Below are 23,433 nucleotides of genomic sequence, written 5' to 3' on the forward strand. Positions count from 1 at the left end.
TTCGATAAAGATGGCAATAAGATTGGTGAAGGTATCGCAAATGATCAAGGCGTAGCTGAAATCACACCAACAAAACCATTACCTGAAGGTAATATCACTGCTAAAGCGACAGATAATGCTGAAACGCCGAATACATCTGATGCTTCTGAACCTGTCAAATCGAAAGATACAACACCGCCAACTAAACCTGTGATTCAAACAGACTTAACAGGTAAAGGTGGTACGAAAGATCCAATCGTTGTAAAAGCTGACCCTGGAACTAAAGTTGAAATCTTCGATAAAGATGGCAACAAGATTGGTGAAGGCGTCGCTAATAATCAAGGTATCGCTAAAATCACACCAACAAAACCATTACCTGAAGGTAATATCACGGCTAAAGCGACAGATAATGCTGAAACGCCAAATACGTCTGACGCTTCTGAACCAGTCAAATCGAAAGATACAACGCCGCCTACTAAACCTGTGATTCAAACAGATTTAACTGGTAAAGCTGGTACGAAAGATCCAATCGTTGTAAAAGCTGATCCAGGATCTAAAATAGGATTATTCGATAAAGATGGTAATAAGATTGGTGAAGGCATCGCTAATGATCAAGGCGTAGCTGAAATTACACCAACAAAACCATTACCTGAAGGTAATATCTCAGCCAAAGCAACGGATAACGCTGAAACACCGAATACGTCTGATGCTTCTGAACCAGTCAAATCGAAAGATACAACACAATCAACTAAACCTGATACTCAAACAGACTTAACGGGTAAAGCTAGTACAAAAGATCCAATTATAATAATATCTAAACCAGGATATAAAGTAGAAATTTTCGATAAAGATGGTAACAAGGTTGGAGAAGGGATCGCTAATGATCAAGGTATTGTTGAAATTATACCAATAGCACCATTACCTGAAAACAAATATACAGCCAAAGTAACGGGTAAAGCAGAATCACCGATTGCTTCAGATAATTCAAAACTTAAGTTACAATCAAATCCTACTGATATGATTAATAACAAAGTTAAAGATGTAGATAAAAACAAGCCTGGATATGGTGATAATCCGATAAATATTTCACCTGATAAAAGTATTACCGTTCCACAAATTGGTGATGGAAAACTGCCTAAAAACACAAAATTCGAAATACCTGGAGCAACAGTATCAAGTAAGTGGAATATAAAAATAAATTCTAAAACTGGTGCGTTATCAGTTACACCTCCAGCAAATGTAATTTCAGGTACTAAGCAAACTATTCCTGTTAAAGTTACTTATCCAGATGGTTCTACAGAAATAGTAAATGTTAAAATAATTGTTAATTCAAAAGAAAGTGGACATGACATGTCAAATTCTAGAAAGACAGAAAATAAAGATTCTGTTCAAACAATTAAATCTCATGAACTTATAGAACCTCATAATCAAAACAAATTGTCTAATAATAAACTAGAAAGTGCTTTAAAAGACACTTCAATAGGCAATGAACAAAATAAAATCACTAAAAATAAAGAAATGAATAATGAAAATGTTTCAAAAATAGAAGTTCTACCTAATACTGGTGAACAACCAATTGAAAACACAACTTTATTCGGTACTTTATTTGCAAGTGTGGGCGCATTATTATTATTTGGTCGTCGTAAAGATAAAAAAGAAGAGAATTAATAATATATAATGTGTTAAAAAAATCTCCCATTCCTAAAATAATTTTAAGGATTGGGAGATTTTTTCAGTATTAAAAGTTATAATACTTATCTGTTTTAATCATTAATTTTGCCTTTTCTATACATTGACTTTGCAATGTAACCGAATGGTACATTTGATATTGTTGTAAGTAGTTTTAAGAAATATGTTGTAATAAAGATTTCAAATACTACACTATTTGGTAGGTTGCCATAAAATGCAATTAACACAAATATTGCTGTATCAATTATAGAACTGACAATAGTACTACCATATGCTCTTATATAGAATGTTTTATCTGATGAGAACTTATTCTTAATTAAATTAAATAAAAGTACATCTAAATGTTGTCCAATAACATAAGCGATTATTGAACCTAATGCAATTCTAGGTACAATATTAAAAATAGTTTCCAGCGCTTTTTGTGAAACATCATCTTGAGCTGGTATGAATGTTAGCGAACATTGAAGTAAAATAACCATGACGATAACTGATGAAAATCCAAGCCAAACTGCTTTTTTAGCTTGTTTTCTACCATATATATCATTTAATATATCTGTTGCAAGATAAATTGATGCGAACATTACATTTCCAAGTGTTGCACTAACTGAAAATAGTTCTACTGTTTTAATAACCTGTATATTTGCTATAATAGTACCTATAGCAACCCAAACAAACAGGCCAGTTTTTCCAAAGAAACGGTATAGGACTAACATCAATATAAATGTGATGAAGAATGTACCGATTCCTATTAATTCATTATACATAACTTTGTTCCTCCTAAATTTTGATATTGCGGGTGTTTAGAAACCGCGATAATCGAACTTATTTATTATACGGCTCAAAGTTATAAAAATCAACAAGCTTTATCGTAAACAATTCGTATTATGAATGGTATAATAACGGTCTAGTAAGGGAGTGACACTTATTTTAGCTCAAGAAGAAAAAGTAGCAATCAAACAAATAGATCATTTAATGGAAACATACTGCAAAGGGTGTTTACTTAAAACGCATTATAGAGAAACTCAAGGAAAACACCAAGCACATCAATATTGTATATCTGAATGTTCTGTAGGTATACGAATTAAACAACTAGGCAACAAATTGCAATAAGGAGGATATTATGGAAATTGTTAGAGTTGAACCAACACCAAGTCCTAACACTATGAAAATCGTTTTATCATTTAAAAAGGAAGACAGATCTTCAAACACTTATACAGAAGTTAATGATCATAATCCTGAATTCATTAACCGTATATTAAATTTAGAAGGGATTAAATCTGTATTCCATGTAATGGATTTTATTGCCGTGGATAAACGTCCTAAAGAAAATTGGGATACTTTACTAAAAGATGTAACAACTGCTATATCTGGATCAGATCAGGATTTAGACTCAAATAACAATCAAGTAAATGAACATTTTGGTGAAGTAAAAGCAGAAGTCTTAAAGTTTAAAGGAATTCCTTACCAAATTAAATTAACAACTCAAGAACAAGAAAAGAGAAAACAATTACCAGAGATTTATATCGATAGTATGTTGAAAGCTACTAAAGACACTGATAATGTTGTATTTTTGAGAAAATGGGAAGATTTAGGCGTTCGTTATGGAGAAGTTGAAGAAGTTCTTGAAACAGTACAAGAAGAATTACTAGCATTATATCCTAAAGTAATTTTAGATGAGCTAGTTGAAGAAGCTTTAACAAGTGATATTACAATTCCTGAAAAACAATTTGTTCATGTCGATAAAGAAACTTTTGAACAAGAGCAAGATTGGAAAGTAAAATTAAGAATGTTAAACGATTTTCCAACTCCTACTGAAGAGGATTATCCATTATTGGAAGTAGCATTACATGATGAGAAACCTCAAGTACGAAGAATGGCGATCGTTTTATTAGGAATGATAGAGCAAAAAGAAACATTACCTTATCTATATGAAGGTATGAAAGATAAAGTTGTTTCTGTAAGAAGAACTGCTGGAGATTGTTTAAGTGACTTAGGTTATAAAGAAGCTTTACCCGTTATGATCGAAGCACTTGAAGATCCTCAAAAAATTGTAAGATGGCGTGCAGCTATGTTTATTTTTGATGAAGGCAATGAAACAGCTTTAGAAGCTTTAAAAAACAGACAAGATGATCCAGCATTTGACGTTAAACTACAAGTTCAAATGGCAATTGAAAGAATTGAAAATGGTGAAGCTGCTTTAGGATCTGTGTGGAAACAAATGGCGAATAGAAAGAGAGAGGAATAATATTATGAATGCATACGAACAATATATGAAAGAATTAGCTCAACCGATGAGAACAGAATTAACTGGACAAGGTTTCGAAAGTTTAGAAACACCTGATGCAGTTAAAGATTTTATGGATAATGTAGATCAAAATGAAACAACGTTTATTGTAGTTAACTCAGTATGTGGTTGTGCGGCAGGTTTAGCTCGTCCGGCAGCTGTCACAGTAGCTCAGCAAAATGATAAGAAACCTGCTAGAACAGCTACTGTATTTGCTGGTCAAGATAAAGAAGCAACAGAAACGATGAGAGCATATATTGCTCAAGTACCATCAAGTCCATCTATGGCTTTATTTAAAGGTAAAGAGCTTAAATACTTTATGCCACGTGAACATATTGAAGGAAGAGATATCCAAGAGATTTGCATGGATATTAAAGACGCTTTTGATGAATACTGTGACTAACGTTAGATTAACAACTGCAGTTAAAGTTAATGCATCTCTCTACAATCAAGTAGAAGATGCATTTGCTATATTATCTAAATTAGAATTTGTGAATGAAGTTAAAACTATCAAACGAAATAAACTAACAATTAAGCAATTATTTCAAAATGATACTACACCGGTCATAGTTTTAGAAAGTAATGGGCCAAAATTATATTTTTCACCGGATACTCCTATTTATTTTCATTTAGATACTGTAAAAGTTAAATTACACATGTTGAAACAAAAGAAACAACCTATACTTATAGAAATGCTGAATGATATAACAAGTAATTTATCAACTTTTAATTTCATAGATGGAACAATGGGTTTTGGAAGAGATAGTTACATGACATTGAAGATTTTTAAGCAAGCAAATATATATGCAATAGAGCAAAATCCTCTTATATATTTCGTTATTTCAGAAGGCATGAAAAATTATCTAGAACCAGAAGAATATGAACGCATTCATTTTATAAATGATGATTACAACAATTGGGTTAAGCAAAACACTAAATTAGTAGATGTACTTTATTTAGATCACATGTTTGAACAAACGTTAGTCGAAAACGATAGAATGGGTGAATTGTCTCGAATGACAGATGTAATTCAAAATATAAAACCTATTGAAGATTATAAATATTTAATAGTAAAGGCACATTATAAAAGTCATATCTTTAAAAAATTAAAAGTCACACAATGTTTACGAAAAAGTTCTAAAACACATTATGGACTAAGTACAAAATCAAAATAAAAAATAAAAATTCACCCAATCCGAAAATAAGTCTAACGGATTGGGTGATTTTAGTTAAGAAAGGGATTTAAGTCCCAAGTTCTTTTGCCCCTTTTAAGTACTATTCAGTAATGCACATACTAATCATATAGCTTAATAATAAGAATAACCCTATAACAGCGAATATTTCATTCATTGAAATAGCCTCCTTTGAATTGTGATCTCTTCGTTAATTTAATTCTATTATACATAATTTCAGTGAAAGATTCTATCTTTTATCGATATCATTTTCTATTATATCAGTAGTAAAATATAACGTTTTTCGTTAATATAGATAAGGAAGAATAAAGAAAAAGAGGTGCTCAAATGAATAACTTTGATAAAGCGTATCATGATTTATGTAACAAAGTATTAAACGAAGGTAAAAGTAAAGACGATAGAACTGGTACGGGTACTATTTCTATATTTGGCCACCAAATGAGATTTGACTTGTCTGAAGGATTCCCTCTATTAACAACAAAGAAGGTATCTTTTAAATTAATCGCTACCGAACTTTTATGGTTTATTAAAGGTGATACTAATATAAGATACTTATTGCAATATAAAAATAACATTTGGAATGAATGGGCTTTCAAAAAATGGATTGAAAGTGAAGAATATAATGGCCCTGATATGAATGATTTTGGTCGTCGTGCTTTAGTTGATGACAAGTTTAACGATCAATATAAAGAACAATTAGCTATTTTTAAAAATAAAATACTTAACGACGATAATTTTATGCAAAAATATGGTGACTTAGGTAACGTTTACGGTAAACAATGGAGAGATTGGAAAGATCAAGATGGTCAACGCTTTGATCAACTTAAGACATTAATTGAAAATATTAAGCAAAATCCAAATTCTCGTAGACATATTATTTCTGCATGGAATCCAACTGAAATTGATACAATGGCTTTACCACCGTGTCACACGTTATTCCAATTTTATGTTAAAGATGGAAAATTAAGCTGTCAGTTATATCAAAGAAGTGCGGATATCTTTTTAGGAGTACCATTCAATATTGCTAGTTATAGTTTATTAACACATTTAATTGCTAAAGAATGTAAACTAGAAGTAGGTGAGTTTGTTCATACTTTTGGAGATGCTCACATCTATAAAAATCATATCGAAGCAATTGAAGAGCAACTTTCTAGAGATTCATATTCTGCACCTAAACTTAAAATTAATACTGATAAGTCATTATTCGATATTGAATATGAAGATTTAGAAATAGTAGATTATCAATCACATCCAAGTATTAAAGCACCAATTGCAGTTTAAGAAGGAGTAAATACAATGAAATCAATTATAGTATGTCATGATCAAAACAGAGTAATAGGTTTAGATAATAAAATGCCATGGCATTTACCAAATGATTTAAAAAGAGTAAAGGCATTAACAACGGGTAATACTATTGTGATGGGAAGAAAAACATTTGAATCATTAGCTAGACCACTACCAAATAGAAGAAATGTCGTATTAACTTCAAATCGATCTTTTGAACATGAAGGCGTAGATGTCATTCATTCCTTAGATGAAATTGATCATTTAGATGGACATATATTTATATTTGGAGGACAAGGTCTATACGAGCAAATGATGGATCGCGTCGACGATATGTATATAACTGTTATTGAAGATAAATTCCAAGGTGATGCCTTTTTCCCACCATACGAATTTAAAGATTGGACAGTTATTTCATCTGAAGCAGGTACATTAGATGAAAAAAACACATTACCTCACACATATATGCATTTGGAAAGGAAATAATAGTATGTTAAGAACAGCTAAAACATTTGGCTATATCATTGGATATGCAGCGCTAGTTACGTCACAGTTAAATAAAGTTAAGAAGAAAAAAGTGCTAGTTGATGATATACAAACTCAAGATGAAATGGTTTATTTATATGCTAGAAAATGGGCAACAAGAATTTTGAAATCAGCAGGCGTTCAAACTCATATTACTGGTAACACAAATTCACTAGACGAACCCGTGTTATATATTTCAAATCACGAAGGAAACTTTGATATTCCAGTATTAATTAATCATTTACCACAACCATTTGGTTTTATTTCAAAAAAAGAAGTAGAAAATATTCCATTTTTAAAACCATGGATGGAAGAGATGAATTGTATTTATTTAGATCGCTCAAATAGAAGAGCAAGTTTACAAATGATTAAAGATGGTATAAATAAATTAAAAGAACAACATTCACTGCTAATTTTTCCAGAAGGAAGTCGAAGTAAAGGTGGAGAAATGCAAGAATTTAAAGCAGGATCATTTAAATTGGCGAAATCTGCAAAAGTTAAAATTGTGCCAATCGCAATATATGGAACATCTAATATAATGGAAGCACAAGACTCAAAGAAAATCGTTCCCGGAGATGTTTACGTGCATATTTTAGACCCGATTGATCCTTCAATCTTTGAAGACAAAACAATGCAAGAAGTCAGCCAATATGTTCAAGGGGAAATTAGTAATACTGTTCAATCATTAAAGGAGAATCATTATGTCAAAAATTAAAATCGTCGTTGATTCAACAACTGACTTATCAGCAGATTATCTTAAGGAAAACAATATAACAGTTGTGCCATTAAATATACTTATCGATGGCGTTACTTATGAAGATCAAACTGAAATGAGTTCAACAGAATTCCTTGAAAAAATGAGAGAAGCTAAAAAACTACCGAAAACGAGTCAACCTGCAATTGGTAAAATAGTAGAGACATATGACGAATTAGGTAAAGATGGTTCGGACATTATTAGTATTCATATGACTTCAGAGTTATCTGGAACATTCAGTGCAGCACAGCAAGCAGCACAAATGACTGATAGCAAAGTTACAGTTATTGATAGTAAATTCATTTCTTTAGCTTATGGCTTCCAAATTGAAGAAGTAGTTAAAATGATTAATGAAGGAAAAAATATTGAAGAAATTGTTGAACAACTTGAAGTTATTAAAAATAATTTAAGGTTATTTGTTGTTATAGGTAATATTGACAACCTAATTAAAGGTGGCAGAATTGGGAAAGCTAAAGGGCTTATTGGTTCACTTATGAATATTAAACCAATTGGTGAAGTAATTAACGGAAAAATAGAAATGATGCATAATGCTAGAACTCAAAATGCTGTCATTAAATACCTTATGAAAGAACTTGATGTATTTTTAGAAAAGAAAGAAATCATTAAAATAGGTATAGCAGATGCAAATGCAGAACAACTAGTGAATAAACTTATGAAATCAATTAAAGAAAAGAAAAATATTCAAAAGTTTGATACTGCAGTAACAACACCTGTCGTTTCAACACATACAGGTGAAGGCGCTATAGGCGTGTTCTTTTATGGAAAATAAAAATTGGATGAATCATCGGGCATGGTTTTTTGCTTTTGTTATTCTTATTATTTTAATACTTACAGCCACGGTATATATATTCGTATCTATATCAGATGATAGTAACCATCCAAATAATAATTCTGAAAAAATCGACAAAGATTTCACGATTTCTTTTAGTAATTCTGAACTTGAATCATTAATGAATGCTTCAATTAAAAAGTATAATATTCAATCGAAAATCACAAAAAAATCTTTGTCATTTGATACAAGTACTAAAATATTGGGAAAAGACATTGATATCACCCTTAAAACAAAACCAGTAAAGTTAAATAATGAAACTATAAAATTTGAAATAAAAGCTATTGATATAGGTAAACTGAACATTTCAAACCCATTTGTACTATCACAAATAAAAAAACATAGCGACCTTCCACCATATATTCAAGTAAATCCTAAAGATGAGTCTGTCTATCTCTCTTTAGATCAATTAGATATTGATAACGTTGAATCTATACAAATTCAAACATTAGATATTTCAGCTAAAAAATGGTATTTTGATATTAAGCTAAAGTAATTAATCATCAAAGGAGGTACAACTATGGCATATGCAACATTAGCTGGGGGATGTTTTTGGTGTTTAGTGAAACCATTCAATGAATTTCCTGGCATTATAGAAGTTACTTCTGGTTATAGTGGGGGACATACCGAGAATCCTACTTATGAAGAAGTTTGTACAAATCAAACTGGACATGTAGAAGCAGTTCAAATTGAATATGATGAAGAAGATACAGATTTTGAATCTATTCTTAATATATACTTTAAAACATTTGATCCAACTGATAATAGAGGTCAGTTTTTCGATAGAGGAGAAAGCTACGAACCAGTTATTTTCTATCATGATGAAGATCAAAAAGAAACTGCAATAAATAAAATCAATCAATTAAATGAACAACAAATTTTTGATAAACCCGTCATTACACCAGTTAAACCTTATAAGAATTTTTATCCGGCGGAAGAGCATCATCAAGATTATTATTTAAAAAACCCTGCACATTACCAAGGATATCAACAAGGTTCTGGACGTAAAGCATTTATAGAAAAATATTGGGGGCGTTAAAATGCTAAAAAAAAATAAAGATGAATTAAATGAAATGGAATTTTTAGTTACACAACAAAATGGAACTGAACCACCTTTTCAAAATGAATATTGGAACCACTTTGATAAAGGTATTTATATTGATAAATTATCAGGTAAACCTTTATTTACTTCAGAAGAGAAATTTGAATCTGATTGCGGTTGGCCAAGTTTCTCAAAAGCATTAGATGATCAAGAAGTTATAGAACTTGTAGATAAAACTCATGGTATGATAAGAACTGAAGTACGCTCTGAAGATTCTGATAGCCATTTAGGGCATGTCTTTAATGATGGTCCAAAAGAAACAGGTGGTTTAAGATATTGTATTAATTCAGCTGCTGTACAATTTATACCATACGATAAGTTAGAAGAATTAGGGTATGGAGAATTAGTAAATCATTTTAATAACTAGAGGAGAAGATACTTATGTTTAAAAAATTATTTGGCGGTAACAAATCTAAAGATACAAATGTTGAAGTATATGCACCAATCACAGGAGAATATGTAGCTATAGAAGACATTCCAGATCCTGTTTTTGCTCAAAAAATGATGGGTGAAGGTTTTGGTATTAAACCTTCAGAAGGTGTTGTAGTAGCACCTTTCGACGGCGAAATTGTTAATGTATTTAAACCTTCAAATCATGCAGTAGGTATTAAAGCTTCTAATGGTTTAGAAGTTCTCATACACGTTGGTCTAGAAACTGTACAATTAGGTGGAGAAGGCTTCGAAGCACTTGTAAACACTGGCGACGTAGTAAGTAAAGGTGATGAATTGTTGAAATTTGACATCGAAACGATTGAAGCTAAAGTTAAATCTGTTATTAGTCCTGTTATCATTACAAATACTGATGATGCAGAAAATATTAACATTGAATCATTAGAAAGTTTAGTTAAAGGTGAAACTAAAGCTATTGATGTGAAAATGAAATAAATGAAACAATATTCATTCTATCAATATGCTCTAACGAAACGTAATGAAAATAGTGAAATCGGAAAATTAGCTGATTTAATTTTCCAAGATTTATCATTCCCAAAGTTTACAAATGATTATCATACACTTTCTGACTATTTAGAAACAGAAGCTATGTTTACTCAGCCAATGAGTGTTTTCGATGATTTATTTGATTCATATGAAGAATGGTTGAAATTTTAAATGTTTAACACTTTGGTGTCGAGTGCACCAAAGTGTTTTTCTTTGTATGAATTAACTGTTAAAATAAATTATATTTGACAAGAAAGTTGTGAGTAAATGAAACCATTTAAAAATAAGCAAAAGCAAGAAATTACAATGCCACTATATAAATTACTAATTATATTATTTGTTACTGTACTATTAACATCTGTAGTGACATTCGCCTCTTATAAATTCGGATTAAATTTTGGTAATGACAAACAAAAAAGTCTTAATAAAATTGAAGAAGCATATGAACAAATCGATGAAGACTATTATAAAGACATTGATGATGATAAATTAACACAAGGTGCCATCGATGGTATGATTAAATCGCTTGATGATCCTTATAGTGAATACATATCTGCTAAAGAAACGACATCTTACAACGAAGAAATCTCAGGTGATTTTGTTGGTATAGGAGCAGAAATGGAAGTACATAAAGGTTTTGTAAGAATTACAAGTCCAATGAAAGGTTCACCTGCAGAAAAAGCAGGTATACAACCACTAGATATCGTAACAAAAGTTGACCATAAATCTATCAAAAATAAGTCATTAAATGAAATTGTTGAAAAAGTACGTGGTAAAAAAGGCACAACTGTCACATTAACAATTAAAAGAGAAGGAAAAGAACCTTTTGATGTAGATATTAAACGAGATAAAATTCATGTTACTAGTGTTGACTATACTAAAAAGAAAGATACTGGCGTAATTGCCATTTCTAAGTTCCAAAATAAAACAACTAAAGAATTAAAATCAGCCCTAAAACAAGCTAAAAAAGATAACGTAAAACACATTGTACTAGATTTAAGAAATAATCCAGGCGGGTTATTAGATGAAGTTGTTACAAGTGTTAATTTATTTGTAGATAAAGGTAAACCAGTTATTTATTTAGAAACTAAAGGTGACAAACCTCAAGCAGTGGAAACTGAAAATAAAAAAATGTCAGGAATTGACGATATGGATTACTCTGTATTAGTGAATAAAGGATCCGCAAGCGCTGCAGAAATATTCGCAGGAGCTTTACAAGATTACAAAATTGCAGACGTCCTAGGCACTACAACTTTTGGTAAAGGGATTGGACAAGTCCATAAGGAATTTAACGATTCAAGTATACTTAAATATACGAACATGAGATGGTTAACACCTAATAAATCATATATCCATAAAAAAGGGATTAAACCTGATAAAAAAATCTCTGCACCAAAATATGAAGAGATAGAAATCATCGATCCAAGTAAAACTTATCAAAAAGGTGATAATTCAAAAGAGATTAAATCAATTAAGATTGGTTTGAAAGCATTAGGGTATAATATTAGCAATGAAAATGGAAAATTCGATAATGAACTAGAAAGTAACGTAAAAGCATTCCAAAATGATCATAAATTAGAATCAAATGGTATCTTTACAGACGACACTACTAAGAAATTCATAGAATTATTACGTAAAAAAATACGTAGTGAAGATAAACAATTAGATGAAGCTATTCAATACATTCATAAGTAGATGGAGGTAAGTAAAAATGAGAACAGCAACACGAGCAGATATACTTCACATAAATAAACTTACAGAGATGGCTAAATCTATTATGTTAGCTGATCAAAATCCACAATGGGATCATCGATATCCTATAGAAAAAGATTTCTATGACGATATTGATAAAGGGCATCTTTATTTACATGAAGTGAATGATGAAATAGTAGGTTACATTTGCATTAATCAAGTACAAGCAGAATGGTATCAACAATTTGATTGGCCAGTAAGTACTGAAAATGCACTTGTTATACACAGAATGGCAACGAATCCTGAGTATAATGGAATTGCACAAATAATGATGCAATTCGCTCTTGATTATGCTTCACAAAATGAGCTATCAATCGTGTTAACAGACACTTTTTCACTAAATAAAAGAGCACAAAAATTGTTTCATAAATTTGATTTTATAAAAATGGGTGAATATGAAACAGATGAATTTCCATTTGATAAAAATGCACCATTTTATGCTTATTATAAATTGATAGAAAATGAGGAGAAATAAATAATGAAGAAAATAGCTTTTACCGGTGGCGGTACGATTGGACATGTAGCTGTAAACTTAGCACTTATACCTGAAGCAAAAAAACGTAACATTGAAACGATCTATATAGGTTCCAAAAATGGTATAGAAAGAGAAATGATTGCGAATTCTGCAAAAGACACTAAATATATTGCTATATCAAGCGGTAAACTTCGAAGATATTTATCTTTTGAAAATTTAAAAGATGTTTTTAAAGTTATAAAAGGTGTATTAGATGCTCGAAAGGTTTTAAAAAAAGAAAAACCTGATCTCGTTTTTTCAAAAGGTGGTTTCGTAAGTGTACCAGTCATTATGGCTGCAAAATCATTGAAAATACCAACAATTATTCATGAATCTGATGTTACACCAGGCTTAGCTAATAAAATTGCTATGAAATTTGCAACAAGAATGTATACAACATTTGAAGAAACATTAAAATATGTCCCTTCTGATAAATCTGATTATATCGGTGCCATTATTAGAGAAGATTTAAGAGATGGCTCTACAGAAGAAGGCTATAAATTAACAGGATTTGATTCGAAACTTCCCGTTCTCTTAATTATGGGTGGTAGTTTAGGTTCAAAAGCACTTAATAAAGCAATTAGAGAAAATCTTGAATATTTAACTAAAAAATATCAAATTATACATTTAACAGGTAAAGGTCATCTTGATGAAACAATCAATAATGAAAATTATGTTCAATATGAATTTGTTTCCAATGAACTGATGCACTTTTATGCTATTACAGATACTGTTATTAGTAGAGCAGGAGCAAATGCAATTTATGAATTCGCAACTTTAAAATTACCAATGTTATTAATACCCCTTGGATTAGATCAATCTCGAGGTGACCAAATTGATAACGCTAAGATTTTCGAGAAAAAAGGCTATGCTAAAGTATTACAAGAAAAAGATGTTAATCAATCAAATTTAGTAAGGCAATTAGACAAATTAGAAAACGAAAGAGATGACATTATTGACAAAATGTCTCATTTCAAAGAAAGTTATACTAAAGAAACATTATTTAATAAAATAGAAGAAGACTTAAAGTAAGGGGGATATCGAATGAGCCAAGCTAATCGTACATTATTAATACTTATTTTCAGTTTGATTTTTGGTGTTATAGCTTTCTTTCATGAATCAAGACTAGGTAAGTGGATTGATAATGAAGTTTATAATTTTATATATTCAACAGAAAGTTTTATCACAACTTCTATTATGCTTGGTTTTACAAAATTAGGGGAAGTTTGGGCAATGATAGCTCTATCCTTGATAGTAATTTGCTACTTGAAATTAAAAAAATATAACATAGAGACATTATTTTTTGCAATTACAATGATATTATCAGGTACTTTAAACCCACTTCTTAAAAATATATTCGATAGAGAAAGACCAACTTTATTGAGACTTATAGATATTTCTGGATTTAGCTTTCCAAGCGGACATGCCATGGGATCTACCGCCTTTTTTGGATCATTGATTTATGTTCTATATAGAATATCCAACAAAACAATGAAACCCTATTTAATAGGATTGTGCCTCGTATGTATAGCAATGATCTCTTCATCTCGTGTATATTTAGGCGTACATTATCCAACTGACATCATTGCAGGTATAATTGGTGGCGTTATTTGTATTCTATTAACTCAAAGCATGTTAAGAACTAAGTTATAAAATAGTCTTGAAGATTGAACCACATAAGAAAAAAACACCCAAGTGATTTGGACAGAATCACTTGGGTGTTTTACTTTTATGGGCATAAAAGGGGGTTATAGAAAATGTTCAATCCATACTTAGAGGGGGAACTCTTTTAGTTGATTGATAATCATTTTCAATTACTATTATAACTAAATGAGAATGAATGTCAATTAGTTATTTGAAATTTATACTATTTTAAATGATAAAATAGTTCTGCTCATATATAATGAACTTATTAAACATGAAAATGTTACCTTCTAAATAGAGGGGGAACTCTTTTAGATGATTGATAATCATTTTCAATTACTATTATAATCAATTGAGAATGATTGTCAATTAAATAGAAAGATTTTTATAAATTATTACGAGGTGCAGTTATGAAAAAAATACTCATCATAGAAGATGAACAAAATTTAGCTAGATTTATCGAATTAGAACTTAAGCATGAAGATTATGAAGTAGAAATATGTAATGATGGAGAAAGTGGTCTTAAGCAAGCTTTATCTGAAGATTATAATTGTATTCTTCTTGATCTCATGTTGCCAAAAATGAATGGATTAGAAGTATGCAGACGTGTTCGTCGTGAAAAAGAAACACCTATTATTATGATTACGGCAAAAGGTGACACTTACGATAAAGTTATCGGGCTTGATTATGGAGCGGATGACTATATTGTTAAACCTTTTGATATAGAAGAATTATTAGCAAGAATTCGTGTGATTATTAGAAGAAATGTAACTACAGAAAATGTGAGTCACACAATAACAGTAAATGATTTAACTATTGATAAAAATGCATTTTCAGTTTCAATTCAAGGTGAAAATGTGGATTTAACAAAAACTGAATACGAATTATTATTATTACTTGCTCAAAATCAAAATTTCGTTCTACAGAGAGAACAAATATTAAATCACGTTTGGGGTTATGAATCTGAAGTTGAAACGAATGTCGTGGATGTGTATATTCGTTATTTACGAAATAAACTTAAACCGTACAAAAAAGAAAACATCATCGAAACGGTTAGAGGAGTGGGATATGTGATTAGATCATGAAACAGCAATCATTAAAAACAAAATGGATGATGCTCACCACGACAATAACCTTTATAATATTCGCTTTATTTAGTATGTTCATTATTTATTTCATAAGCTTATATTTAAAAGATCAAGAAACTAGTGTAGCTACAAGAAGTGCATATGACACAGTTAATTTATTGAAGACTAAAACATTAGGTCAAATAACTTCAAATGATATAAACGCTACAATTACTGATAATCAAAAAATAGTACTTTATGATAAATTTGGCAAACCTATTTTCGAAGAAACACATAATAACAATTTAGACTATACACCGAAATTCGAAAAAGTAAGCCACCATAAACTTTATGAAACGAGCAAAGATAATAGATCTTATATTGTCATTTATACGCCAGTAAACACAAGCTATTTCAGTGGCTATGAAGCTATAATTCATCCACTCGATAATTACAATGCTATTATTAAATTCATGATTATTTTGGCTACAATATTTGGATTTATTGCTTTATTGTTAATTGCGATTATTAGTTATATATTCTCGACACAAATCACTAAACCAATCACGATTTTATCCGATAAAATGAAGCAAATACGTCGTGATGGCTTCCAAGAAAAACTAGAAGTTCCAACTAACTACGAAGAAACTGATGATATGATTCATACTTTTAACAATATGATGGAACAACTTGAAGTTTCTTTTAATCAGCAAAAGCAATTTGTTGAAGATGCATCTCATGAATTGAGAACACCACTTCAAATTATTCAAGGACATTTAAATCTTATTCAAAGATGGGGTAAGAATAATCCTGAAGTATTAGAAGAGTCTTTAGATATTTCGATTGAAGAAATGACGCGTATTACAAAACTAGTAGAAGAATTACTTTTATTATCAAAAGATGCCCGTTCTAGTACGGGTGATGAAATAGATATTGTAGATATAAATTATGAAATTCGCTCAAGAATTAAATCATTAAAAACATTACATCCAGACTATACATTTAACTTTGAGTCAAATTTCAAAGCAATTAGGATGAATATTAATCGATTTCATTTTGAACAGATGTTATTGATATTTATAGATAACGCTATGAAATATGACACAAAAAATAAAAACATCGAGATTAACACAAATCTTAAAAATAGAAATATCACAATTGATATAATTGACCACGGAATGGGTATACCTAAAAAGGACCTAGATTTTATATTTGATCGGTTTTATCGAGTTGATAAATCACGTTCACGAAAAGAAGGTGGGAATGGCTTAGGACTATCAATTGCTAAGAAATTAGTCAATTTTTATGATGGTACTGTGAAAGTAGATAGTGTCGTAAATGAATACACTAAAATCTCAGTTGTATTTAAAGAATCTTTTATAAATAAATAAGTGTGTTTAATGTCAAATTAGCCTTTAACTCAATACTGTTAAGTGCTAAAATGGAAATGTAAACGGTTTATAATTTTCTTGGAGGGTGGAACATGAAGAATGATAATCATGTCGAAGCACCTGTAAGATTTGGAACTAACTTAGGGTTAATGTTAGAAATGTATGATAATTACGTTAATGATCCAGAGTCAGTACCAGAAGACTTGCAAGTGTTATTCGATGAATTAACTAGTAACAACACAGGCGCTGGCCTACAATCAAGTACTGGGGTGGACAACTCAAGTGTGAAACGTGTAATGCGTTTAATTGATAATATCAGACAGTATGGACATTTAACTGCCGATATTTATCCAGTATACCGTCCAGAAAGAAAAAACGTACCTAAATTAACACATCAAGACTTTGGACTATCAAAAGAAACGCTTGAAAAACTTCCATCTGTAATCGTATCAGATCATTTTGATGGTGAATTTAATAATGCATATGAAGCAATTGAATATATGACTTCATGTTACCAAGGTCCTATAGCTTTTGAATATACACATATCAATAATAATGAAGAACGTGTATGGCTAAAAAGATATATAGAATCAACTAAAACTATTGAAATTACTAAAGAAGAAAAACTTGAATTATTAAAAAGCTTAGCCGAAGTAGAAGGCTTTGAAAAATATATCCATAAAAATTTCGTAGGTGCAAAACGCTTTTCTATTGAAGGCGTGGACACATTAGTACCTATGTTACAACGTGTTTTAAAACGTACAAATGCTGCAAACATACCAAATATCCAAATTGGTATGGCTCATAGAGGTAGATTAAATGTATTAACACATGTGTTAGAGAAACCATATGAAATGATGATTTCTGAATTTATGCATAAAAATCCTTTAATCTTCTTACCTAAAGATGGTTCATTAGAAATTACTGCTGGTTGGACTGGGGATGTTAAGTATCACCTTGGTGGTACTAAAACAACAAGCAAGTATGGAATAGAACAATCTATTACGTTAGCAAACAACCCAAGTCATCTTGAAATCGTTTCTCCAGTTGTACTTGGTAAAGCTAGAGCAAACCAAGATACTACAATCGATGCTGGTAGACCTAGTCAAGATGTAAATAAATCACTAGCTGTATTAATACATGGTGATGCTGCTTTCCCTGGTCAAGGTATTAATTTCGAATCAATGAACTTAAGTAATTTAGATGGATATACAACAGGTGGTTCATTACACATTATCACTAATAATAGAATTGGTTTTACGACTGAAGCAACTGATGGTCGTTCAACTACTTATTCTACTGATGTGGCTAAAGGTTATGATTTACCGATTATCCATGTAAATGCTGATGATGTTGAAGCAACTGTTAAAGCTATTGAAATGGCTATGGACTTCAGAGAAAAATTCAACAAAGATTTTGTAATCGACTTAGTTGGATACAGAAGATATGGCCATAATGAAATGGATGAACCATCCATCACGAATCCAATGATGTATAAAGCAATTAAAGAACATCCTTCTATTGAGTTGTTATATGGAAGAAAACTTGTCGAAGATGGTATCATTTCTGAAGATGAAATGAATCAAATATTTGATGATGTTTCTAAGAGACTAAGAACTGCACACGATAAAATAGATAAAGATGCACAAATGGATAATCCGGAAATGACTTTACCTGACAAAATTAGTGAAGGTCAAGACTATAAGCTTCAAAATGCTACTTTTGAAGAATTAAAAGCTATCAATGAAGCTATGTTTGATTATCCAGAAGATTTCACAGTGTTCAAAAAATTAAATAAAGTATTAGATAGACGCCGTGAACCTTTCGAAAAAGATGGCTTAGTAGATTGGGCACATGCTGAACAATTAGCGTTTGCAACAATTTTACAAAATGGAACACCAATTCGTTTAACGGGTCAAGACTCTGAACGTGGTACATTTGCTCAAAGACATGCAGTGTTACATGATGAAAATGACGGAAAATTATTTATACCACTTCATCACGTGCCAAACGGTCAAGCATCATTTGATATCCATAACTCTCCATTATCAGAAGCAGCAGTCGTAGGTTTCGAATATGGTTATAACGTAGATCATCCACAATCATTTAATATTTGGGAAGCTCAATACGGAGACTTTGCAAATATGGCACAAATGATTTTCGATAACTTTATGGCTAATAGTAATGCTAAGTGGGGTGAGAAGAGTGGTTTAGCGCTATTCTTGCCACATAGTAATGAAGGACAAGGACCTGAGCACTCATCAGCAAGATTAGAAAGATTCTTACAACTAGCTGGTGAGAACAACATGACAATTGCTAACTTAACGAGTGCTTCAAACTATTATCATTTATTAAGAAGACACGCTAAATATTTAAATACTGACAAAATGAGACCATTAGTTTTAATGTCACCTAAGAGCTTGTTACGTAATAAAATTGTTTCAAGACCAATTGAAGAATTTACTAAAGGACAATTTGAGCCTATTTTAGTAGAACCTTTCAAAAAAACTAAAGTTAAAAAAGTTATAATCTCATCAGGTAAAATGTTTATTGACTTAAAAACAGAATTGCAAAAAAATCCTAACGATGAACTTTGTTTAATTGCTTTAGAACAACTTTATCCTTTTCCGAAAGAAGAGATAACAAATGTTCTATCAGAATTTAGAAATCTAGAAACTGTTAGATGGGTTCAAGAAGAAGCGAAGAACCAAGGCGCTTGGTCATTTGTAAGCTTAAAACTACAAAGTATTCTAGAAAATCGTAAAGTAGAACTTGAATATCATGGACGTAAAGTTCGTTCTTCAACTGCAGAAGGCGATGGCGAAATTTATAAAATTCTACAAAGCAAAGTAATCGAAGAAGCTTTAAAACATAATTAGGGGGAAAAGAATAATGTCAGAGGTAAAAGTACCAGAATTAGCAGAATCAATTACAGAAGGAACAATTGCAGAGTGGCTTAAATCAGTTGGTGACCAAGTTGAAAAAGGTGAAAACATTGTTGAACTTGAAACTGACAAAGTAAACGTAGAAGTCATTTCAGAAGTTGCAGGAGTACTTTCTGAAATAAAAGCTGAAGAAGGCGAAACTGTTGAAGTTGGATCTGTAATTGCAGTCGTTTCAGATGGAGAAGCACAACCTGCATCTAATGATTCTAAAGAAACTGAAAAACAGGAAGAATCACCTAAAGAAGATGCTGCTAAAACAGTAGCACCATCTAACAAACAAGAAGTTAAAGAAGAAGAAACTGCTTCATCAAATGATAGAGTTCAAGCAACTCCTTCAGCACGTAAATTAGCACGTGAAAAAGGTATTGATTTAAGTAAAGTTAAAACACAAGCTGGAGATGTAATTAGACCAGAAGATGTTGAAAACGCATCAAAACCTGCTCAACCTAAACAAGCTGAGAAAAGTCAACCTGCACAAGCTAAATCAAATGACAATCCTTCTAAACCAGTTGTCCGTGAAAAATTATCACGTAGACGTCAAACAATTGCTAAAAAGTTATTAGAAGTATCTAATAATACAGCTATGTTAACAACATTTAATGAAGTAGATATGACTAACGTTATGGAATTACGTAAACGTAAAAAAGAAAAATTCCAAGAAGATCATAATGGTACTCGTTTAGGCTTTATGTCATTCTTCACTAAAGCATCAGTAGCTGCATTGAAAAAATATCCAGATGTAAATGCTGAAATTGATGGTACTGATTTAATCTTAAAACAATTCTATGATATTGGTGTTGCTGTTTCTACTGAAGAAGGATTAGTTGTTCCAATCGTAAAAAATTGTGACAAGAAAAACTTCGCAGAAATCGAGCAAGACATTGTAGACTTAGCAGTTAAAGCTAAAGACAAAAAATTAGGATTAGATGATATGATGGGGGGATCATTTACTATTACAAATGGTGGAGTATTTGGTTCATTAATGTCTACACCAATCATCAATGGTACTCAAGCTGCAATTCTTGGCATGCATTCAATCGTAACAAGACCAGTTGCTATCGATAAAGAACGCATGGAAAATAGACCAATGATGTATATCGCTTTAAGTTATGACCATAGAATTATCGATGGTAAACAAGCAGTTGGTTTCCTAAAAACAATCAAAGACTTAATCGAAAATCCAGAAGATTTATTATTAGAAAGTTAATTATAGATAAGGTTGGGGCATAAACCCTAACTCAAAACAAATAAGCATATCACTTAACTGATTTTTAAAGTTTACAGTGATATGCTTATTTTTTATAAAATATTATGATTTTGTACGTGCATTTGCCAGAGGGTATGGTTCGAGCCTGTAGTCTCTCACGCATACTATTCCCTCAGGCGTCCGCACTTACAAAATCGTTATAATTATCAAATAAAAAGTATAAGTACAATTCTAAAGTGTCGTCCGATGTATAAGATTGGTAAGTCATTAATTACTCGGCTCAATCAGAATTTACAAATTGTATCGTAATTATAATTTGATTGATTTGTCATTGTTTCAATATATTTGGTATAATTTACTAGACTTCATAAATGGGAGAGAGATATTCATGAATGGACTTAGAAGTGTGACTTTATCGACTTATAATTTAAACGAAACAGAATCATTCTATAAAAATATTTTAGGGCTTAATACTTTAATCAACAATGAAACAAATATTTTACATGTTGGAGATGCAAATCTTGCACCAGGGACAAGACTTATTTTTAAGCAATACCAAGGTGACCAAGAAAAAATAGATACTCATTTTCATAGTATCGCTTTACGAGTGCCGACTGATTTAGCTTTGTACGAATATAAGCAACAGTTTGATAAACATGAAGTTAATTATGAATCTGTTCAACAACTCAATGGTAAACACTTATTTAAGTTTTATGATAATAATGGACATGCTTTTCATATTATCTCAGACGAACTAAATGCGGGTGTACCACTTGGTACTGCATACGATGATGGTCCTATAAGTCCAATTCATCAAATTCAAGGGATTGGTCCAGTTATGATTAAATCACCTGAAACACAAGCTACTGGCTCACTTTTAAAAAATATTTTTGAGTTGCAATTATTTGCAGAATACAAGACAATAGATGATGAGTCAGCTTTAGTCTTTAAAGTAGGTGCAGGTGGAAATGGTGGGGAACTACATTTAATAGATTATCCAAATGCTATTGAATCTTTAAATCCACCTATTGAAAGAGTTGCAGTCTCTATAGATGATATAGATCATTTTGAAAAAATAGTGAATCACGTTAAAGAAATCGAAATTGAACATCACATCATTCAACATGAAGCAGGTTTAATTTCATTATTTGTACGAGATTTAACAGGTATTATTATTACAATTACATTTGATACAGTGAATTAAAGGAGCGTTTAAAATATGTTACATGAAACTTGGAAAGATAATCACGTTATAAAGAGAGTAGAAGTTACACATACTGATGCAGAAAAGTTCAAAGTTTCTGATATGTTAACTACAGGAAAAACATACGACGTAGTAAATGAAACAGAAGAGTATTATCAAATTATTGATAATTCTGGTCATGTTGGTGGTTATTATAAAACATACTTTAAAGAAGTATAATTTTTAAAATATTAAACTAGAGAAAAGCTCTATAGTAATTATAGAACTTTTCTCTTTTTAGGTTTACTTATAGTAGATTAAAGGAGAACATTATGACAAATTTTAATAAATATTTAAATAACGATGAAACAATATACAATGATGCATTATCAATGATTCAACTTAATAAAAATATCCTTCTAAAAGGACCAACTGGATCAGGAAAGACAAAATTAGTCGAAACACTTGCAAGAGATTTAAATAAACCTATGCATTCTGTAAACTGTTCAGTAGATTTAGACGCTGAAAGTTTGTTAGGTTTTAAAACTATCGAAACAAATGAACACGGTCATCAAGAAATTGTCTTTATAGATGGCCCAGTTATTAAAGCTATGAAAAATGGTGACATATTATATATAGATGAAATAAACATGGCAAAACCTGAAACATTACCAATTTTGAATGGTGTATTAGACTTTAGAAGAGCTTTAACAAACCCATTTACTGGTGAAGTTGTCCAAGCTAAAGAAGGATTTTCTGTAGTCGCAGCAATCAATGTTGGCTATATTGGTACGCTCCCGATGAACGAAGCATTAAAAAATAGATTCGTTGTCTTAGATATAGATTATATTGATGGTGAAACTTTAAAAATGATTATAAAAGAACAGAGTAAATTAAAAGATGATGAAATTATTGATTCCATTATTCAATTTAATAAAGATTTACGCATTATGTCTAGTCAAGGTCAAATTTCTGAAGAATCAGCAAGTATAAGAGCACTAATCGACCTTGCAGATTTAACTACTGTTATACCAGTTAGACGTGCAATAAAACGCGCAATTATCGATAAAATAGACGATGAAAGAGAACAACAAGCTATACAAAATGCCATTGAATTAATTTTCGAGTAAGGAG

26 protein-coding genes are annotated in these 23,433 nt (G+C 31.0%); 25 read left to right on the plus strand and 1 reads right to left on the minus strand.

Going from position 1 to position 23,433, the window contains the following annotated elements:
• Window positions 1–1,647: Rib/alpha-like domain-containing protein (locus LQ668_RS01425; RefSeq protein ID WP_239775858.1), on the plus strand; the 1,647-nt coding region annotated here is incomplete at its 5' end.
• A gap of 95 nt (window positions 1,648–1,742) precedes the next feature.
• On the opposite strand, the gene LQ668_RS01430 is transcribed toward LQ668_RS01425, so the two are convergent.
• Window positions 1,743–2,432: a queuosine precursor transporter gene (locus LQ668_RS01430; RefSeq protein ID WP_115337446.1), complete on the minus strand. Its 690-nt coding sequence runs from the start codon at window positions 2,430–2,432 to the stop codon at window positions 1,743–1,745.
• A gap of 151 nt (window positions 2,433–2,583) precedes the next feature.
• Between LQ668_RS01430 and LQ668_RS01435 the strand changes: the two genes are divergently transcribed.
• The 24 genes from LQ668_RS01435 to LQ668_RS01550 all read left to right on the plus strand — a co-directional run bounded on the left by LQ668_RS01435 (window position 2,584) and on the right by LQ668_RS01550 (window position 23,429).
• Window positions 2,584–2,778: a zinc-finger domain-containing protein gene (locus LQ668_RS01435; protein ID WP_078358180.1), complete on the plus strand. Its 195-nt coding sequence runs from the start codon at window positions 2,584–2,586 to the stop codon at window positions 2,776–2,778.
• A 10-nt stretch (window positions 2,779–2,788) separates the two neighbouring features.
• Window positions 2,789–3,913: a virulence factor gene (locus LQ668_RS01440; RefSeq protein ID WP_203153275.1), complete on the plus strand. Its 1,125-nt coding sequence runs from the start codon at window positions 2,789–2,791 to the stop codon at window positions 3,911–3,913.
• Between the two features lie 4 nt (window positions 3,914–3,917).
• Window positions 3,918–4,355 carry a BrxA/BrxB family bacilliredoxin gene (locus LQ668_RS01445; RefSeq protein ID WP_078358178.1) on the plus strand — a complete coding sequence of 146 codons (438 nt, stop codon included), beginning with the start codon at window positions 3,918–3,920 and terminating at the stop codon, window positions 4,353–4,355.
• The gene (locus LQ668_RS01450; RefSeq protein WP_078358176.1) at window positions 4,339–5,127 is read left to right on the plus strand and encodes a class I SAM-dependent methyltransferase; all 789 of its coding nucleotides are present in this window, start codon (window positions 4,339–4,341) and stop codon (window positions 5,125–5,127) included. Before LQ668_RS01445 ends, LQ668_RS01450 begins: the two co-directional genes overlap by 17 nt.
• Window positions 5,128–5,472: 345 nt before the next feature.
• A complete protein-coding gene (locus LQ668_RS01455) occupies window positions 5,473–6,426 on the plus strand; it encodes a thymidylate synthase (RefSeq protein ID WP_119634466.1) in 954 nt (317 codons plus the stop codon).
• A gap of 15 nt (window positions 6,427–6,441) precedes the next feature.
• Window positions 6,442–6,915, plus strand: a complete 474-nt coding sequence (locus tag LQ668_RS01460; RefSeq protein WP_203153274.1) for a dihydrofolate reductase — start codon at window positions 6,442–6,444, stop codon at window positions 6,913–6,915.
• Between the two features lie 4 nt (window positions 6,916–6,919).
• A complete protein-coding gene (locus LQ668_RS01465) occupies window positions 6,920–7,669 on the plus strand; it encodes a lysophospholipid acyltransferase family protein (protein ID WP_119634464.1) in 750 nt (249 codons plus the stop codon).
• Complete coding sequence (locus LQ668_RS01470) at window positions 7,656–8,498, plus strand: DegV family protein (protein WP_078358169.1); 843 nt, start codon at window positions 7,656–7,658, stop codon at window positions 8,496–8,498. Before LQ668_RS01465 ends, LQ668_RS01470 begins: the two co-directional genes overlap by 14 nt.
• Window positions 8,488–9,054, plus strand: coding sequence for a DUF2140 family protein (locus LQ668_RS01475; RefSeq protein ID WP_078358168.1), 567 nt, complete (start codon window positions 8,488–8,490; stop codon window positions 9,052–9,054). The genes LQ668_RS01470 and LQ668_RS01475 overlap by 11 nt, the downstream gene beginning before the upstream one ends.
• A 24-nt stretch (window positions 9,055–9,078) precedes the next feature.
• The gene (gene msrA / locus LQ668_RS01480) at window positions 9,079–9,597 is read left to right on the plus strand and encodes a peptide-methionine (S)-S-oxide reductase MsrA (protein WP_078358167.1); all 519 of its coding nucleotides are present in this window, start codon (window positions 9,079–9,081) and stop codon (window positions 9,595–9,597) included.
• Window position 9,598: 1 nt separating this feature from the next.
• Window positions 9,599–10,027 carry a peptide-methionine (R)-S-oxide reductase MsrB gene (msrB, locus tag LQ668_RS01485; protein WP_107509851.1) on the plus strand — a complete coding sequence of 143 codons (429 nt, stop codon included), beginning with the start codon at window positions 9,599–9,601 and terminating at the stop codon, window positions 10,025–10,027.
• A 14-nt stretch (window positions 10,028–10,041) separates the two neighbouring features.
• On the plus strand, window positions 10,042–10,545 hold the full coding sequence (locus tag LQ668_RS01490) for a PTS sugar transporter subunit IIA (protein ID WP_078358165.1): 504 nt from the start codon (window positions 10,042–10,044) through the stop codon (window positions 10,543–10,545).
• Entirely contained in the window at window positions 10,546–10,767 is a 222-nt protein-coding gene (locus LQ668_RS01495; RefSeq protein WP_078358163.1) for a YozE family protein, read from the plus strand.
• A gap of 96 nt (window positions 10,768–10,863) precedes the next feature.
• Window positions 10,864–12,291: a S41 family peptidase gene (locus tag LQ668_RS01500; RefSeq protein ID WP_119634463.1), complete on the plus strand. Its 1,428-nt coding sequence runs from the start codon at window positions 10,864–10,866 to the stop codon at window positions 12,289–12,291.
• 16 nt (window positions 12,292–12,307) lie between these two features.
• Window positions 12,308–12,823, plus strand: coding sequence for a GNAT family N-acetyltransferase (locus tag LQ668_RS01505; RefSeq protein ID WP_119634462.1), 516 nt, complete (start codon window positions 12,308–12,310; stop codon window positions 12,821–12,823).
• A gap of 3 nt (window positions 12,824–12,826) precedes the next feature.
• The gene (locus tag LQ668_RS01510) at window positions 12,827–13,894 is read left to right on the plus strand and encodes an undecaprenyldiphospho-muramoylpentapeptide beta-N-acetylglucosaminyltransferase (protein WP_239775859.1); all 1,068 of its coding nucleotides are present in this window, start codon (window positions 12,827–12,829) and stop codon (window positions 13,892–13,894) included.
• Window positions 13,895–13,906: 12 nt separating this feature from the next.
• Complete coding sequence (locus LQ668_RS01515) at window positions 13,907–14,515, plus strand: phosphatase PAP2 family protein (protein ID WP_078358158.1); 609 nt, start codon at window positions 13,907–13,909, stop codon at window positions 14,513–14,515.
• Window positions 14,516–14,916: 401 nt separating this feature from the next.
• Entirely contained in the window at window positions 14,917–15,591 is a 675-nt protein-coding gene (locus LQ668_RS01520) for a response regulator transcription factor (protein WP_078358156.1), read from the plus strand.
• A complete protein-coding gene (locus LQ668_RS01525) occupies window positions 15,588–16,964 on the plus strand; it encodes a HAMP domain-containing sensor histidine kinase (protein ID WP_078358153.1) in 1,377 nt (458 codons plus the stop codon). Before LQ668_RS01520 ends, LQ668_RS01525 begins: the two co-directional genes overlap by 4 nt.
• Window positions 16,965–17,056: 92 nt before the next feature.
• Window positions 17,057–19,843 carry a 2-oxoglutarate dehydrogenase E1 component gene (locus tag LQ668_RS01530; RefSeq protein WP_078358152.1) on the plus strand — a complete coding sequence of 929 codons (2,787 nt, stop codon included), beginning with the start codon at window positions 17,057–17,059 and terminating at the stop codon, window positions 19,841–19,843.
• A 13-nt stretch (window positions 19,844–19,856) separates the two neighbouring features.
• The gene (gene odhB / locus LQ668_RS01535; RefSeq protein WP_078358151.1) at window positions 19,857–21,116 is read left to right on the plus strand and encodes a 2-oxoglutarate dehydrogenase complex dihydrolipoyllysine-residue succinyltransferase; all 1,260 of its coding nucleotides are present in this window, start codon (window positions 19,857–19,859) and stop codon (window positions 21,114–21,116) included.
• A 388-nt stretch (window positions 21,117–21,504) separates the two neighbouring features.
• Window positions 21,505–22,320: a VOC family protein gene (locus tag LQ668_RS01540; RefSeq protein WP_078358150.1), complete on the plus strand. Its 816-nt coding sequence runs from the start codon at window positions 21,505–21,507 to the stop codon at window positions 22,318–22,320.
• Window positions 22,321–22,335: 15 nt separating this feature from the next.
• Window positions 22,336–22,539 carry a DUF6501 family protein gene (locus LQ668_RS01545; RefSeq protein ID WP_078358149.1) on the plus strand — a complete coding sequence of 68 codons (204 nt, stop codon included), beginning with the start codon at window positions 22,336–22,338 and terminating at the stop codon, window positions 22,537–22,539.
• A 92-nt stretch (window positions 22,540–22,631) separates the two neighbouring features.
• A complete protein-coding gene (locus tag LQ668_RS01550) occupies window positions 22,632–23,429 on the plus strand; it encodes an ATP-binding protein (RefSeq protein ID WP_119634460.1) in 798 nt (265 codons plus the stop codon).
• Window positions 23,430–23,433 lie beyond the last annotated feature (4 nt).

The sequence above is a fragment of the Mammaliicoccus sp. K-M42 genome, from assembly GCF_022386375.1.
GTDB lineage: Bacteria > Bacillota > Bacilli > Staphylococcales > Staphylococcaceae > Mammaliicoccus > Mammaliicoccus fleurettii.